At 62.7% G+C, this 13893-nt stretch carries 15 protein-coding genes; 11 read left to right on the forward strand and 4 right to left on the reverse strand.

The features are described 5' to 3' along the window. The first annotated feature begins 58 nt into the window (after window positions 1–58). The 3 genes from QTL95_RS07030 (at window position 59) to QTL95_RS07040 (ending at window position 3890) form a co-directional block, all read left to right on the forward strand. Window positions 59–1540: a mannitol dehydrogenase family protein gene (locus QTL95_RS07030; protein ID WP_289719266.1), complete on the forward strand. Its 1482-nt coding sequence runs from the start codon at window positions 59–61 to the stop codon at window positions 1538–1540. A 77-nt stretch (window positions 1541–1617) separates the two neighbouring features. Beyond that, entirely contained in the window at window positions 1618–2307 is a 690-nt protein-coding gene (locus tag QTL95_RS07035; RefSeq protein WP_289719267.1) for an HAD family hydrolase, read from the forward strand. After that, the gene (locus QTL95_RS07040) at window positions 2307–3890 is read left to right on the forward strand and encodes an FGGY-family carbohydrate kinase (protein ID WP_289719268.1); all 1584 of its coding nucleotides are present in this window, start codon (window positions 2307–2309) and stop codon (window positions 3888–3890) included. The genes QTL95_RS07035 and QTL95_RS07040 overlap by 1 nt, the downstream gene beginning before the upstream one ends. Window positions 3891–3921: 31 nt before the next feature. Here the strand turns inward: QTL95_RS07040 and QTL95_RS07045 are convergent, their stop codons facing one another. Further along, a complete protein-coding gene (locus tag QTL95_RS07045) occupies window positions 3922–4776 on the reverse strand; it encodes a MurR/RpiR family transcriptional regulator (protein ID WP_289719269.1) in 855 nt (284 codons plus the stop codon). Window positions 4777–5008: 232 nt separating this feature from the next. On the opposite strand from QTL95_RS07045, the gene QTL95_RS07050 reads away from it, so the two are divergent. Continuing rightward, window positions 5009–5722 (forward strand): sulfate transporter family protein, encoded by a 714-nt coding sequence (locus QTL95_RS07050; RefSeq protein ID WP_289719270.1) that lies wholly within the window; start codon window positions 5009–5011, stop codon window positions 5720–5722. 2 nt (window positions 5723–5724) lie between these two features. Here QTL95_RS07050 and nth read toward each other — a convergent pair whose 3' ends face one another. Further along, window positions 5725–6531, reverse strand: coding sequence for an endonuclease III (gene nth / locus QTL95_RS07055; protein WP_289719271.1), 807 nt, complete (start codon window positions 6529–6531; stop codon window positions 5725–5727). Here nth and QTL95_RS07060 point away from each other — a divergent pair. The 3 genes from QTL95_RS07060 (at window position 6530) to QTL95_RS07070 (ending at window position 8556) form a co-directional block, all read left to right on the forward strand. Then, window positions 6530–7027, forward strand: a complete 498-nt coding sequence (locus tag QTL95_RS07060) for a DUF2244 domain-containing protein (RefSeq protein ID WP_289719580.1) — start codon at window positions 6530–6532, stop codon at window positions 7025–7027. The two genes, nth and QTL95_RS07060, sit on opposite strands and share 2 nt — an antisense overlap. Window positions 7028–7107: 80 nt before the next feature. Then, window positions 7108–7980 carry a bifunctional helix-turn-helix domain-containing protein/methylated-DNA--[protein]-cysteine S-methyltransferase gene (locus QTL95_RS07065; protein ID WP_289719272.1) on the forward strand — a complete coding sequence of 291 codons (873 nt, stop codon included), beginning with the start codon at window positions 7108–7110 and terminating at the stop codon, window positions 7978–7980. Between the two features lie 90 nt (window positions 7981–8070). Then, the gene (locus QTL95_RS07070; protein ID WP_289719273.1) at window positions 8071–8556 is read left to right on the forward strand and encodes a hypothetical protein; all 486 of its coding nucleotides are present in this window, start codon (window positions 8071–8073) and stop codon (window positions 8554–8556) included. Here the strand turns inward: QTL95_RS07070 and QTL95_RS07075 are convergent. Beyond that, window positions 8553–9536, reverse strand: coding sequence for a sugar-binding transcriptional regulator (locus tag QTL95_RS07075; RefSeq protein ID WP_289719274.1), 984 nt, complete (start codon window positions 9534–9536; stop codon window positions 8553–8555). The two genes, QTL95_RS07070 and QTL95_RS07075, sit on opposite strands and share 4 nt — an antisense overlap. 379 nt (window positions 9537–9915) lie before the next feature. On the opposite strand from QTL95_RS07075, the gene tal reads away from it, so the two are divergent. Together tal and QTL95_RS07085 are read left to right on the forward strand one after the other, a co-directional pair. Further along, window positions 9916–10881 (forward strand): transaldolase, encoded by a 966-nt coding sequence (tal, locus tag QTL95_RS07080; protein ID WP_289719275.1) that lies wholly within the window; start codon window positions 9916–9918, stop codon window positions 10879–10881. Between the two features lie 171 nt (window positions 10882–11052). Next, window positions 11053–11259 carry a hypothetical protein gene (locus tag QTL95_RS07085; protein WP_289719276.1) on the forward strand — a complete coding sequence of 69 codons (207 nt, stop codon included), beginning with the start codon at window positions 11053–11055 and terminating at the stop codon, window positions 11257–11259. Window positions 11260–11319: 60 nt separating this feature from the next. Here the strand turns inward: QTL95_RS07085 and QTL95_RS07090 are convergent, their stop codons facing one another. Beyond that, window positions 11320–12156, reverse strand: a complete 837-nt coding sequence (locus tag QTL95_RS07090; protein WP_289719277.1) for an amidohydrolase family protein — start codon at window positions 12154–12156, stop codon at window positions 11320–11322. 195 nt (window positions 12157–12351) lie between these two features. Between QTL95_RS07090 and QTL95_RS07095 the strand changes: the two genes are divergently transcribed. After that, window positions 12352–13083 carry an SDR family oxidoreductase gene (locus QTL95_RS07095; protein WP_289719278.1) on the forward strand — a complete coding sequence of 244 codons (732 nt, stop codon included), beginning with the start codon at window positions 12352–12354 and terminating at the stop codon, window positions 13081–13083. Between the two features lie 65 nt (window positions 13084–13148). Continuing rightward, window positions 13149–13838: a DUF1345 domain-containing protein gene (locus QTL95_RS07100; RefSeq protein ID WP_289719279.1), complete on the forward strand. Its 690-nt coding sequence runs from the start codon at window positions 13149–13151 to the stop codon at window positions 13836–13838. Window positions 13839–13893: the final 55 nt, after the last annotated feature.

Genomic DNA, 13893 nt, shown 5'->3' on the forward strand with positions numbered 1-13893 from the left:
GCCCGGCGCGCCAGTACCGGGGTCTCTAGACCCTGAAGACCTTCAAGAGGACTGAGACATGACGTGCAAACTATCGCTGGCAACGCTTTCCGACGCGGCAAAGACAGCCGCAGTCCCTGCCTATGAGCGGGCGTCGCTGAAGGCGGGCATCGTGCACTTCGGCGTCGGCAACTTCCACCGCGCCCACCAGGCAATCTATCTCGACGACCTGTTCAACAAGGGTGAGGCACATGACTGGGCGATCGTCGGCGCCGGCATCCTGCCGTCCGACGCGGCGATGCGAGACAAGCTCGCCGCCCAGGACTTCCTGACAACCGTCGTCGAGCAGGACAACAACAAGACATCGGCGCGTGTCACCGCGCCGATGATCGACATCCTGCCCGTCGGCGACGCGAAGACCATCATCGCCAAGCTCGCCGACCCGGAGATCCGGATCGTCTCGATGACGATCACCGAGGGCGGCTACTTCATCGACGCCTCCGGCAAGTTCAATCCTGATCATCCGGCGATCGCGGCGGATGGCAAGAACCCCGCCGACCCGAAAACCGTGTTCGGCCTGATCGTTGCGGGTCTCAAGGCGCGCAAGGACAAGGGTCTGGTGCCGTTCACCGTCATGTCGTGCGACAACATTCCGCACAACGGCGTCGTCACCCGCAACGCGGTCGTCGGCACCGCGGCGCTGTCCGATCCCGCCTTTGCCGACTGGATCAAAAACAATGTCGCCTTCCCGAACGCCATGGTCGACCGCATCACGCCGGCCACCGGGCAGCGCGAGATCGACCTCTTGAAGGACGTCTTCGACATCGAGGACAACTGGCCGGTCTATTGCGAAGAGTTCAAGCAATGGGTGCTGGAAGACAAGTTCACCGCCGGTCGCCCGGCGCTGGAAAATGTCGGCGTCACCTTCGTGCCCGATGTCACGCCCTACGAGCACATGAAGATCCGCATCCTCAACGGCGGTCATGCGGCGATCGCCTATCCGGCGGCGCTGATGGACATCCATTTCGTGCACGACTCGATGGAGGATCCGCTGATCCGCGCCTTCCTCGCCAAGCTCGAGAAGGAAGAGATCATCCCGATCGTGCCGCCGGTGCCGGACACCTCGCTGACCGATTACTTCGCGCTGATCGAGCATCGCCTGCTCAACCCGAAGATCGCCGACACCATTCCGCGCCTGGCGCAGGACGGCTCGAACCGGCAGCCGAAGTTCATCCTGCCCTCGACGCTCGACAACCTGAACCAGGGACGCGACGTCATCGGCCTGTCGTTGGTTTCGGCGCTGTGGTGCCGCTATTTCGCCGGCAAGACCGATACCGGCCAAGACATCGTCTTCAACGATGCCAGCGCCGACCGGCTGCACGATGCGGCAATCAAGGCCAAGGACGATCCGATGGCGTTTCTCGCCTTCGACGACATCTTCGGAGAAGTGGCGAAGTCCGAGCTCTTCCGCAAGCGCTTCGCGCATGCGCTGAAGACGCTGTGGGAAAAGGGCACGCGCGAGACCCTGCAGCTCTATCTCGACGACAAGCTCGCGGGATAAGCACCGCGCGGCGGGCGCTCCCCGCCGCGTCATCCGCTCATTCCGTTTGGATGTCCCGAACCCTGGTTGGACGTGTCATGACAGATGCTGAAACACGGCTTGTGATCTTCGATTGCGACGGCGTGCTCGTCGACAGCGAGCCGATCTCGGTCAGCGTTCTCGTCAAGGCGATGAACGATCTCGACGTGCCGATCACCGAGGACGAAGTCTACGGCCGTTTCCTCGGGCGCAGCCTCGCGACCGTGATCGAGACAATGAAGACGGAATATAACGTCCATCCGGGCGAGGCTTTCCTGGAGCAGATCCGCACCGATCTCTACGCGCGCTTCCGCAAGGAGCTGAAGCCGATAGACGGGATCGGCGCCACCATCGATGCGCTCGATCTTCCCTGCTGCGTGGCTTCCTCCAGCCAGGTGGAACGCATCCGGCTGTCGCTGACAGTGACCGGGCTGATCGACCGGTTGCCGCATATCTACAGCGCCTCGATGGTCAAGAACGGCAAGCCGGCGCCGGATCTTTTCCTGCATGCGGCGAAGGAAATGCAGGTCGATCCCGCCAACTGCGTTGTCATCGAGGACAGCCCGGCCGGGATAGAGGCGGCGAAGGCGGCGGGCATGACGGTGTTTGCCTTTACCGGCGGTTCGCACGCCAATTTCGCCGGCTATCGTGCTGAACTTGAGCGACTTTCTCCCGACGCCACGTTTGACGTGATGCCGGATTTGATACACCTTGTCCGAACATTCAAGCAGGACGGGATTCACTCTTAATGCCTCAGCATGTGGTCGCGGTCGATATCGGCACGGGCAGCGCGCGAGCCGGCGTCTTCGACGCTTGCGGCAGCCTGCTCGGCAAGGCCGAACATCCGATCATCATGAACCGGCCGCGCGAAAATCACGCGGAGCATGATTCCGAGGACATCTGGTCGGCCGTCAGCATTGCCGTGCGCAAGGCAATGGAGCAATCCGGCGCGCCGCCGGAATCGGTCGGCGCCATCGGCTTCGATGCCACCTGTTCACTGGTGGTGCGCGATATCGACGGGGCGCAGATCAGCGTCTCGACGGGCGGCGAGCGGCGCTTCGATACCATCGTCTGGCTCGATCACCGTGCGCTGAGGGAAGCGGATTTCTGCACCGCGACCAAGCATGCGGTGCTGGAGTATTCCGGGCACTTCATGTCGCCCGAGATGGAAATGCCGAAGCTGATGTGGCTGAAGACGAAGCTCCCCGGCACCTGGATGAACACCGGCTATCTCTTCGACCTCGCCGATTTCATGACCTGGAAGGCGACCGGATCGCTGTCGCGCTCGCGTTGCACGCTGACGGCCAAGTGGAACTACCTCGCGCATGCGGCAAACGGCTGGCAGACGGATTTCCTGGAGGAGATCGGCCTCGGCGATCTCCTCGAGCGGGGGCATCTGCCGAAGGATACCGTGGCGGTCGGCAATAGCGTCGGGACGCTGACGCAGGAAGCGGCGTCGGCGCTCGGCCTCACCACCGCTTGCCATGTATCGGCGGGGATGATCGACGCCTATGCGGGGGCGCTCGGCACGCTCGGCGGCGACGCGCATGATGCCGAAAAGCTGGATCATCAGCTGGCGCTGATCGCCGGCACGTCGAGTTGCATCGTCTCCTTCTCGCAGACGCGGCGGCCGAGTCACGGCATGTGGGGTCCATATTACGAGGCGGTACTGCCGGAAACGTGGCTGGTCGAGGCCGGCCAGTCGGCCACCGGCGCGCTGCTCGATCATGTCGTCAGGATGCATGCGGCCGGCGGCGAGCCGACGGCGGCGCTGCACCAGAGGATCGCCTCACGGATCGCGCAGCTGCGCGCGGAGGAGGGAGATCTCTTCGGCCAGCGTATCTCCGTGCTGCCGGATTTTCACGGCAACCGTTCGCCGCTCGCCGACCCGCATGCGGTCGGCGTCGTCAGCGGCTTGTCGCTCGATACCTCCTTCGATGGACTGTGCACGCTCTACTGGCGCACCGCCGTCGGCATCGCGCTCGGCATTCGCCATATCCTCGATCACATGAAGGGCCACGGCTATGTGCCGGACACGCTGCATGTGGCCGGCGGGCATGTGAAGAACCCGGTGCTGATGGAGCTCTATGCCGATGCCACCGGCTGCACGGTGGTGGTGCCCAGGATGAACGAGGCGGTGTTGCTCGGCACGGCGATGGCCGCGGCCGTCGCCTGCGGTCTGCATGAGGATCTTGCCGGTGCCGGCAAGGCCATGTATCCGGGCGGCGAGGCGCGGGCGCCCAATCCCGCCAAGCGGGCCGTCTACGATCGGGATTACCGCAAGCTGCTCGCCATGTACCGGCACCGCGCCGAGCTGGAAGCGATGGACTGAACCTTGCTCGCCGAAAAACCTTCGCGCCGGACTATTGACCTGCGCTCTCGCCCAGCAATCCGCCGAATTCATCCATGCGGCGGGCACGGGCGCCGGCTTCCTCGCCGGCGGCATCGATGACGGCGGCCGAAAGACAGTCGAGCAGCGCCATCAGCGGCGGCAGGTTTTCGTCGTCCTCGCTGCGCGCATGCGGCAGGGTGAGCACAACGTTGGCCTGATCGGGCAGCCAGTTGGAACCTTGGGTCGTTATCAGCACGACCTTGTAGCCGTAGCGCCGCGCCGTGCGCGCGAGCAGGCGGGCCTTGCCGAAGCGGCGACCGTCTATGACGACGAGCACGGCGTCGTTGCCATTGAGACGGGCGAAGAGCTCCGCGAAGCGGCTCCCAGTGCCATCGAGCGCTTGTACCCCGTCGCGCGCGCGGGTCAGGCGCTGAGCGAAATGCGCGGCGAAACCGAAGAGGCGGGCATGGGTGGCGACGAAGACCTCGCGCGCACCCGAGATCATCGACACGGCTTCGGCCCACTGAGGCTGGCCGGTGAGGTGGTAGATGTGGTGGAGGGCGCGAATCTGTTCGGAGACCAACAGCGCCAGCGGCTTGCCGCTGGACACGTCGGCCTGCAGCTCGCTCATCGAGGTCTGCATTTCGCTCGGCGAGATCGCCGGCGTTTCCCGGATTTCGATCTTGATGCTGTCGAGCCCCTGGTATCCGAGCGCGCGCAGGAAGCGGCCAACGGTCATCGGGCTGAGGTCCAGCCGGTCGGCCACCGAGGCAGCCGTCTCGAACGGCAGATCATTCAGATGTTCAGCGAAATACTTGGCGATGCGACGCTCGGCGGGCGTGCCTGACTTGGCGTACTGGCGGAGCTTGTGAACAAAATCTTCCACGGCAGCAGTCCCGATTTGTGCGGAATCCTATGTCGGATGCGCGAGGGCAACCTTGCCGTTTGCAACTGTTTCCGGAAGCTGCGGTTCAGCGCACAAGCAATTGCATGATGTATGTGAATATATACTAAGATATACTTTTAAACAAGATTCGCGCGCATTGATACGGCTTTCTCTCAGCCTTGCCGTTTAAAGTTCGGATTCCTACATGCGGGATGCAACCGGAGACGTCAGAATGATCCTCGAAGCCGCCCGCCTTTCCGCCATCAACCTGTTTGCGGCGGAGACACGATCGGTGTTCTGGAAGGTTCTCGGGCTGACGATCCTCGTGCTGATCGGCCTCTGGCTGGCGCTGCGCAGCGCCTTTGTCTCCTTCCTGTTTCCCTGGATCGCCGATTTCTTTCCGGCCATGCCGGAGTGGGCGGGGTGGCTGAGCTTCGTGTTCCTGATCGTGGCCGGTATCGGGCTTGCGCTCGGACTGGCGCTTTTGCTTTCGCCCGTCACGGCGCTGATCGCCGGCCTGTTTCTCGACGATGTCGCCGAGGTCGTGGAGAAGCGCGATTATCCCGACGACGTGCCGGGCACGGCGATGCCGCTCGGGCCGGCGATGGCGAGCTCGCTGAAGTTTCTCGGCGTCGTGATCCTCGGCAATATCGTGGCGCTCTTCCTGCTGTTCATTCCAGGCGTCAACCTGATCGCCTTCTTCCTCGTCAACGGCTACCTTTTGGGACGGGAATTCTTCGAGTTCGCCGCCATGCGCTTCCGGCCGCCGGAAGAGGCGCGGCTGTTTCGCCAAAAGCATGCGCCGACGGTCTTTCTCGGCGGCCTTGTCATCGCGGCGTTCCTGGCGATCCCCTTGGTCAACCTGCTGACGCCGCTGTTTGCCGCGGGCATGATGGTGCACCTGCACAAGCTGCTGTCGCGCCGGGAGCTCGGCGTCCGAGTCTGAGATTATTCGACGGCCTCTCCGATCACCTGCGGCGGCAGCTCCACCAGCGGGGCGGGCACGTCGCAGGTCTTCTCGGGCGACCGACAGAGATCGGCGATGACACAGCGCTCGCATTCCGGACGGCGGGCCTTGCAGGTGTAGCGGCCGTGCAGGATCAGCCAGTGGTGAGCATGATAAAGGTAATGCTTCGGGATCACCTTCATCAGTCGCGCCTCGACCTCGTCGGGCGTCTTGCCCGGCGCCAGCCTGATGCGGTTGGCGATGCGGAAGATGTGGGTGTCGACGGCCATGGTGGCCTGGCCGAAGGCCATGGAGAGCACGACGTTGGCGGTCTTGCGGCCGACGCCCGGCAGCATCACCAGCTCGTCGCGCGTCTCAGGCACCACGCCACCGAAGACATCGACCAGCATGCGCGACAGGGCAATCACGTTCTTCGCCTTGTTGCGATAGAGGCCGATGGTCTTGATATAATCGCGCACCTTCTCCTCGCCGAGATCAAGCATCTTTTCAGGCGTGTCGGCGATCTTGAAGAGGGCGCGCGTCGCCTTGTTGACGCCGGCATCGGTTGCCTGCGCCGAGAGCGCGACGGCGACGACGAGGGTGAAGGGGTTGGAATGCTCGAGCTCGCCTTTCGGCTCCGGCCGCTGGACGGAGAAGCGGCGGAACATCTCCTCGCGTTCGGCCTCGCTATAGACGGAGCGGACCGTCGTCGCCTTCTTGCGACGGACCGTGATTTTCGCGGGCTGCGACGATGTGGCGGATGATTTGAGTTTCGGACTGGCCATGGAAAATCTATACTCGGCAGCCATGATGGAAAGCAACGCCGACAGCGCCGACGAACAGCCTGTTTTCGCAGCCGAACTCTTTCCCTACCGGTCGCTCGGACGCAAGGGATTCAGGGTGCTCCTGCTGCTGACCGGCGGCTTCTGCCTGGCCTATGGGATCTATTTCATCTCCAGCGGCGCCTGGCCGATCGGCTTCTTCTTCGGGCTGGATTTCCTTCTGCTCTACGGCGCCTTCAGGCTGAATTACCGTTCTGGACGCGCCCGCGAGATCGTCACGGTGTCGCGGACCGATATTTCGGTGCGCAAGTTCGCGCCCTCGGGGCGGATGAGCGAGCATCATTTCAACCCGTTCTGGACGCGCTTCCTGGTGCAGCGGCACGACGAGATCGGCATCCTGTCGATGCGCATTTCGGGCGAGGGGCGGGGGACGGATATCGGTTCCTTCCTCAATCCCGATGATCGCGAGAGCTTCGCCAAGGCGTTCAAGCGGGCGCTGGCGACCGTCACGCAGCGTATCTGAGCCGATACCGGTACAGGCGCAAGAATCGGGTGGCTTGCGCGGCGCGACTTGACTATCTCCTGGTTACAAGGAGAAAGATCATGAACATGGTAGCCAAGCTGAACCAAGACGTGACGCCCGACGGTCCGGATTACGAGATCGTCCGCCAGGTGATCGAGCTCATCACCGAGGATTACCGCGACCAGCCGTCGCTGGAGACGATCGCCGCGCGGCTCGGTCAGTCACCGACGCAGCTGCAGAAGACCTTCACCCGCTGGGCCGGGCTTTCGCCCAAGGCCTTCCTGCAGGCGGTGACGCTCGACCATGCCAAGCGGCTGCTGCGCAAGGAGGAGTTGCCGCTGCTGGAGACCTCGATCGAAGTCGGGCTGTCCGGCCCAAGCCGGCTGCACGACCTCTTCGTCACCCACGAGGCGATGTCTCCTGGTGAATGGAAGGCGCGGGGCGGCGGCCTGACGATCCGCTACGGCTTCCATCCTTCGCCCTTTGGCATCGCGCTTGTGATGATTACCGATCGCGGTCTCGCGGGCCTCGCCTTCAGCGATATCGGCGACGAGGTGGCCTGCCTCGAGGACATGACCTGCCGCTGGCCGAATGCGCAGTATGTCGAGGATCGCGACGCAACAAGCCCCTATGCCGAGCGCATCTTCCAGCCCGGCCGCTGGACCTCTGACCAGCCATTGCGGGTGGTGCTGATCGGCACGGATTTCCAGGTGCAGGTCTGGGAAAGCCTGCTGAAAATTCCCTTCGGCAAAGCCGTGACCTATAGCGACATCGCCAGCGACATCGGTCGTCCGACGGCGATGCGGGCAGTGGGGGCGGCGGTCGGCGCCAACCCGATTTCCTTCGTTGTGCCGTGCCACCGCGCGCTCGGCAAAAGCGGAGCCTTGACCGGCTATCATTGGGGCCTGACGCGCAAGCGGGCGATGCTCGGCTGGGAGTCCGCGCAGGCCTGACAGCCGCAATCTCCGGTCCGCCATCAAAAACCCGGGAATCACAGGCCTCATTTCATGGCTGATTCGGGGTTGGGACCGAGGGAGGCGGAAATGAAGTCTGGACGGATCGGGTGTGAAGTCTTCTGCGTATCGGCGGCGCTACTGGCGCTGTCGGTGTCGTCGGCTCTGGCGGAGTGCCGGTCGGCGACCGAGAGCCCGGCATGGCCCGAGGTCGCGCGGGCGATCTCGACGGCGAAACTTTGCGAACAGCTGCCGATGGGGCCGAACCGGACGGCCAGCCTGCGGATCGTTTCCGCCGATGTCTGCTCGAACGGAGACGGCATCGCGTCGCTTAGAGCCACCGCGCAACTGACCTGCGAGACCGGCGACGACGCGCTGTTCGAGATGCCGCCCGTGGATGGCAGGGTGCTCGCCACCGTCTCGCTCGACGTCAATGCCTGCCGGATCACTGATACGCATCTCGAAATCGACGGGGACCTCGGCGGCTTGCTGTCGCAGCTTCCCGATACCCAGGAATATGGGCGGCAGTGGGCGCAATCGCAGCTGTCGCGCCTGTGTAGCCTGAAGGGCTTTTAGGCCGCTTCGGCCAGTTCCAGCAGCGCCTTCGCGGCGCTCTCGTCTGTTATCAGCGTGTTGCAGCCGATGCGCTTGATGGTGGCGTTGATGGCGACGGCGCGGTGGGCGCCACCGGAGGAGAGCACGATGTGCTTGGCCTTCTTCAGCGTGTCGAGATCGACGGACATGACGCGGCTGTTGATCGAGTGGTCGATCGTGTTGCCGTCCTTGTCCAAAAAGTTGAACATGGTGTCGCAGACGCAGCCGGCGTCGATCAGCTCCTGCAGTTCGCCCTTTGAAATCCAGCCTTCCGACAGCGAGGTCGAGTGCGGGCCGATGTCGCCGCAGCTGACGATGGCGAGATCGAGTGTTTCCGCGAGCCGGTAGATGGCGTCGAGGCCGCATTTCTCGATGAGGTTGCGCTTGGTCTCGGTGGAATCGACGAGCAGCGGGGCGAGGAACATGTAGCACTCGGCGCCAAGGTGGCTCGCCAGCCGCCAGGTGTAGTCGATCGGGTTGGTCTGGTGGACGGCAACGACGCCCCCGAGAAGCGAGACGACCTTGCAATTGTCGCGTCGTGGCGGGCGGAAACTCGAAAGCGACGCCGTCATCGTGCGGCCCCAGCCGACGCCGATCGTGTAGTTGTCAGGAATGGCTTCGGAGAGAAACTGCCCGAGCGCCAGACCGACGCTTTTCGCCAGCGTGTTGGCGTCGCTGTTGACGGGTGCCGGCACGACGATCGCCTCATCCAGGCCATAGACACGCTCCAGCTTGACCGAGAGCTCCACGCAGTCGCCGATGGAATCGTTGATCCAGATCTGCACCTCGCTACGCTTCATCGCCTCGTCGAGCAGGCGGATAACGGTGGTGCGGCTGATGCCGAGCTGCTCGGCGACATCTTTCTGCGTCAATCCCTGATTATAGTAGAGCCAGGCTGCGCGCAGTCTGAGGGAGGAAGCTTCCGAATAGGCGGTGTGCGTGCCGCGTTTGAGCTTGACCACATCTCCTCCTCGACGAATTGCGCCCTAGATCACTCTTATATCCAAGGCATGTGACTGTCCGGCGATAATGACGGGTGTGACACTTATGTCAATTGAAATGCACAAATGTCCTTGACATATAGTGATCGGAATAGCGATAGTCGTTCTCAAGACGTCGCTCTGTCCGTCCGAGGAGGCAATGTGGGCGCATACGGGAAATCACGACCGGCCGTCATGTCATTGGCAACCGAAGCCGCGTCGCGCTCTTGCCGATGTTCGTCTCCCTGCTGTGACAGACGATGACCATTTCACATGCAGCATACGGACCTGTCCGTAGATCACCTCTTTGCCGGGCGCGACGCGTTCCGGTCCGCAGCTCAAGTCAAAAGGACTATTGATCATGGCATCCAAACTTGACCAACTCCGCGAAATTACCACCGTCGTCGCCGACACCGGTGATATCGAAGCCGTAGCCCGCCTGAAGCCGGTCGATTGCACGACCAACCCGAGCATCGTTCTGAAGGCGCTCGGCACGCCGATGTTCGCCGACGCAATCACGGAAGCCGTTTCCTGGGGCAAGAAGCAGGGCGGCAATTCCGAAGCCGTTGCTTCCGCCGTTGCCGACCGTCTCGCCGTTTCCGTCGGCGCCGCGCTCTCCAAGCTGGTTCCCGGCCGCGTTTCGACCGAAGTCGACGCCGACCTCTCCTTCGACACCAAGGCATCGGTTGAAAAGGCGCACAGCATCATCGCCGGCTACAAGGAACGCGGCATCGAGAAGGATCGCATCCTGATCAAGCTCGCCTCCACTTGGGAAGGCATTCGCGCCGCCGAAATCCTGCAGAAGGAAGGCATCGACTGCAACCTGACGCTTCTCTTCTCGAAGGCCCAGGCGATCGCCTGCGCCGACGCCAAGGCGTTCCTCATCTCGCCCTTCGTCGGCCGTATCCTCGACTGGTACAAGAAGTCGACGGGCAAGGAATTCACGCCTGAGGAAGATCCGGGCGTACTCTCCGTTCGCGAGATCTACAACTACTACAAGGCCAACGACATCAAGACGATCGTCATGGGCGCCTCGTTCCGTTCGGCTGGCGAAATCGAAGCACTGGCCGGTTGCGACCGCCTGACGATCGCGCCGAACCTGCTCGACGAACTGTCGAACGACCAGGGCAAGCTGGAGCGCAAGTTGTCGCCCGAGGGTGCCAAGCCGATCTCCAAGATCGCCGTCGACGAGAAGACCTTCCGCTGGATGATGAACGAAGACGCCATGGCGACCGAAAAGCTCGCCGAAGGCATCCGCGCGTTCGCCAAGGATCTCGGCACGCTCCGCGCCATGGTCACCAAGGAACTGCAGCTCGCAGCCGCCTGAGGCTTTTGCGGGTAGTTGATTGGAAGGGGCGGTGCCGGTGGCGCCGCCCTTTTTGCGATGCGGGGGCATCGCCACATCGACCTAGTTTCTCTCCAGAACGATGATGAGGAGAGAAGACGTTGAGGCGAATTTTTGCTATTGGACTCTCTATGGTTGAGTCGGAGAGTCGATATGACGAAAGAGCCTAAGAACCATGGCAAGCCGTGGTCCCCGGAACAGGTCAAGGAATTGAAGCAGCTTGCCAAGGAAAACACGCCAACCCGTGTTATGGGCCTGAAGCTGGGACGAACGCCTGAATCGGTTCAATCGAAGGCAAGCAGTGAGGGGGTTTCTTTGAAGCCAACAAATCAAAGCCCCTACAACCGCCGGCCAACGTGACGTCTGCGATCCATCGGCGGCGCGACGAAGATAAACGTCTGTGACGTCAAGCCGAAAGTCTTATACCGCCCAGATGCGCTTGGCGTTGCCCTGGTAGAGCTTGTCGCGCTCCTCGGCGCTGCAGCCTGATGTCAGCGCATGCGTGGCGGCCACCCATGGCGTGAGGCCGCCGCCGAGCGTGCAGACCGGCCAGTCGCTGCCCCAGACAACACGATCCCAGCCGAAGCTTTCGATGGTATGCTCCACATAAGGTCGCAGGCTTTCGACCGACCAGTTTTCAAGGTCGCCATAGGCGATGACGCCGGAGATTTTGGCTGTGACATTGGGGCGGCGGGAGAATTCGGTGATGCCGTTTAGCCAGACGGCGCTCATCCCTGACTTGATCGGCGGGTTGGCGCAATGGTCGAGGATGAAGGGAACATCGGGATTGAGATCGACCAGCTCGATAATGCGGTCGAACTGATGCGGGAAGACGCAAAGGTCGAAGGTGAGGCGGGTGCTGGCGAGACGGCGGATGTTTTCGCGGAAGAGTGGCGCTTGCGAGGTCTCGTCCGGCGCCACGTGCAGCACGCGGCGAAAGCCCTTGACGAAGGGGTCGGCGAGGCATCGTTCCAGATAGGCGGCGAAGCCTGTGTCCTCCGGGCGACAGGCGGCGATGGCGCCGTGCACGAGGCTTCCGGGCCGCTTGCCGATTTCCCTGATGTAATCCGTCTCGTCGGCCATGCGTTCGGGCGCGACGTCGACTTCCATGTGCAGTACGTTGGAGATGTCGCAGCGCAAGGCGTCGCGAGCATAATCCTCGTAGAGATTGTCGCGGTTGAGCGCACCTGAAGCCGCCAGCCAGGGATAATCCAGCCGCTTCCTGTCAACGATGTGCAGGTGAGTATCGAAAAGCATGCGGCTCCTCCCATTCATGCCGTTTGTCGTCCCGACCCCGCTTCCTGTCCGCGATCACAGACGCCGGCGGAGCCTTATCGGCCTTGCCTCGCACTGTCTCGTTCTCCCGGTGGACAATGTGATTGACGGGGTGGTGAATATATTGTTTGCATATGAATGAGTGCGCCGCAAGCGCCACGCAGCATGGGAGAGGTCATGAGTCACGGTCTGGAAGGCAGGAAGGTCGTCATCACGGCGGCCGGGCAGGGGATCGGTCGCGCCAGCGCCGAACGCTTCATTTCGCTCGGCGCGCATGTCTATGCCACCGACATCAACGAGGCGACGCTTTCCACGCTCGAAGGCGCCGAGAAACACGTGCTCAACGTGCTTGATGGCGATGCCGTTCGCGCCTTTGCAGCCGAGATCGGCGCGATCGACGTGCTCTTCAATTGCGCCGGCTTCGTGCATGCCGGGTCCATCCTCGAGTGCGAGGAGAAGGACTGGGACTTCTCGTTCAATCTCAACGCCAAGGCGATGTACACGACCTGCCGCACCTTCCTTCCCTGGATGCTCGACAAGGGCAAGGGCTCGATCGTCAACATGGCGTCGGTCGCCTCCAGCGTGAAGGGCGTGCCGAACCGCTTCGCCTACAGCGCGTCGAAGGCCGCCGTGATCGGGCTCACCAAGTCGATCGCGTCGGATTTCGTCGCCAGGGGTATTCGCGCCAACGCCATCTGCCCCGGTACTGTCGACAGCCCGTCGCTGCACGACCGCCTGCGGGCCACCGGCGATTACGAAAAGGCGCTCTCGGACTTCATCGCCCGCCAGCCGATGGGGCGCATCGCGACGCCTGAGGAGATCGCAGCACTCGTCACCTATCTCGCGGGCGACGAGGCCGGGTTCACGACAGGCCAGATCCATGTCGTCGACGGCGGCTGGACCGGCTGAAGCCATATTGCTCTTGCCGGTATCAAGCTGATATCAAAGGCAATCTGGCATCGGCGGAGCGGGACATGGCGGATCATACTGGCGGCGAGACAGGTCGCGTCATGCAGCTTCTGCGCAAGCACGCGATCTTTCTGATCGCCGTGCTCATCGGCTTCCTGGTGTTCCTGCTTCTGACGACGCGCGAGGTCAACGCCCGCAATGTGCTGGCGGGGTGGAATGTCTCGGCGGTCATCTTCATCGCCGCCACGTGGCGGCGCATGCTGCGGGCGAGCGTCGCGACGATCCGCAAGCGGGCGGCCGATCTCGACTTTTCCGATTCGCTTCTGATGTTCCTGTCGATCGCCGCGGCGCTGGCGAGCATCGCCGGAATCGGCCTGGAACTGCATCAGGTGAAGGAAGCCGAGCCCGGCGTGGCACTGACGCGGGCGTTGGTCGCCGTCGTCACCATCCTGATCTCCTGGGTGTTCCTGCACACGCTGTTTACCGTGCACTATGCGCATCGCTTCTACGGCGCCGATGACGACGGCGATGGCCTGAAGGGGGATGGGCTGAAATTCCCCGAAGGCGTAGAGGAGCCGGTCTATTGGGACTTTCTCTATTACTCCTTCACCATCGGCGTAGCCTCCCAGACGGCCGATGTGGCGACCAGCACGACCGTTATGCGCAAGCTGACGCTGCTGCACTCGGTGCTGTCCTTTCTCTTCAACACCACCATCCTGGCGCTTGCCATCAATGTCGGGGCAAGCCTCCTTTAGGCTGAATGGCGATGCCCTTCGAAGTCGTGTATTCAATCAACTCCATTACCCGGGG

Origin of the sequence: Rhizobium sp. S152, assembly GCF_030380735.1 — a bacterium.
Lineage (GTDB): Bacteria > Pseudomonadota > Alphaproteobacteria > Rhizobiales > Rhizobiaceae > Rhizobium.

Coding starts and splice junctions, on each gene's coding strand:
- nth (WP_289719271.1), bottom strand. CDS start 6,531: ATGGCTGCCGAGTATAGATTTTCCATGGCCAGTCCGAAACTCAAATCA.
- QTL95_RS07050 (WP_289719270.1), top strand. CDS start 5,009: ATGATCCTCGAAGCCGCCCGCCTTTCCGCCATCAACCTGTTTGCGGCG.
- QTL95_RS07060 (WP_289719580.1), top strand. CDS start 6,530: ATGATGGAAAGCAACGCCGACAGCGCCGACGAACAGCCTGTTTTCGCA.
- QTL95_RS07030 (WP_289719266.1), top strand. CDS start 59: ATGACGTGCAAACTATCGCTGGCAACGCTTTCCGACGCGGCAAAGACA.
- QTL95_RS07085 (WP_289719276.1), top strand. CDS start 11,053: ATGACGAAAGAGCCTAAGAACCATGGCAAGCCGTGGTCCCCGGAACAG.
- QTL95_RS07095 (WP_289719278.1), top strand. CDS start 12,352: ATGAGTCACGGTCTGGAAGGCAGGAAGGTCGTCATCACGGCGGCCGGG.
- tal (WP_289719275.1), top strand. CDS start 9,916: ATGGCATCCAAACTTGACCAACTCCGCGAAATTACCACCGTCGTCGCC.
- QTL95_RS07070 (WP_289719273.1), top strand. CDS start 8,071: ATGAAGTCTGGACGGATCGGGTGTGAAGTCTTCTGCGTATCGGCGGCG.
- QTL95_RS07100 (WP_289719279.1), top strand. CDS start 13,149: ATGGCGGATCATACTGGCGGCGAGACAGGTCGCGTCATGCAGCTTCTG.
- QTL95_RS07090 (WP_289719277.1), bottom strand. CDS start 12,156: ATGCTTTTCGATACTCACCTGCACATCGTTGACAGGAAGCGGCTGGAT.
- QTL95_RS07040 (WP_289719268.1), top strand. CDS start 2,307: ATGCCTCAGCATGTGGTCGCGGTCGATATCGGCACGGGCAGCGCGCGA.
- QTL95_RS07065 (WP_289719272.1), top strand. CDS start 7,108: ATGAACATGGTAGCCAAGCTGAACCAAGACGTGACGCCCGACGGTCCG.
- QTL95_RS07035 (WP_289719267.1), top strand. CDS start 1,618: ATGACAGATGCTGAAACACGGCTTGTGATCTTCGATTGCGACGGCGTG.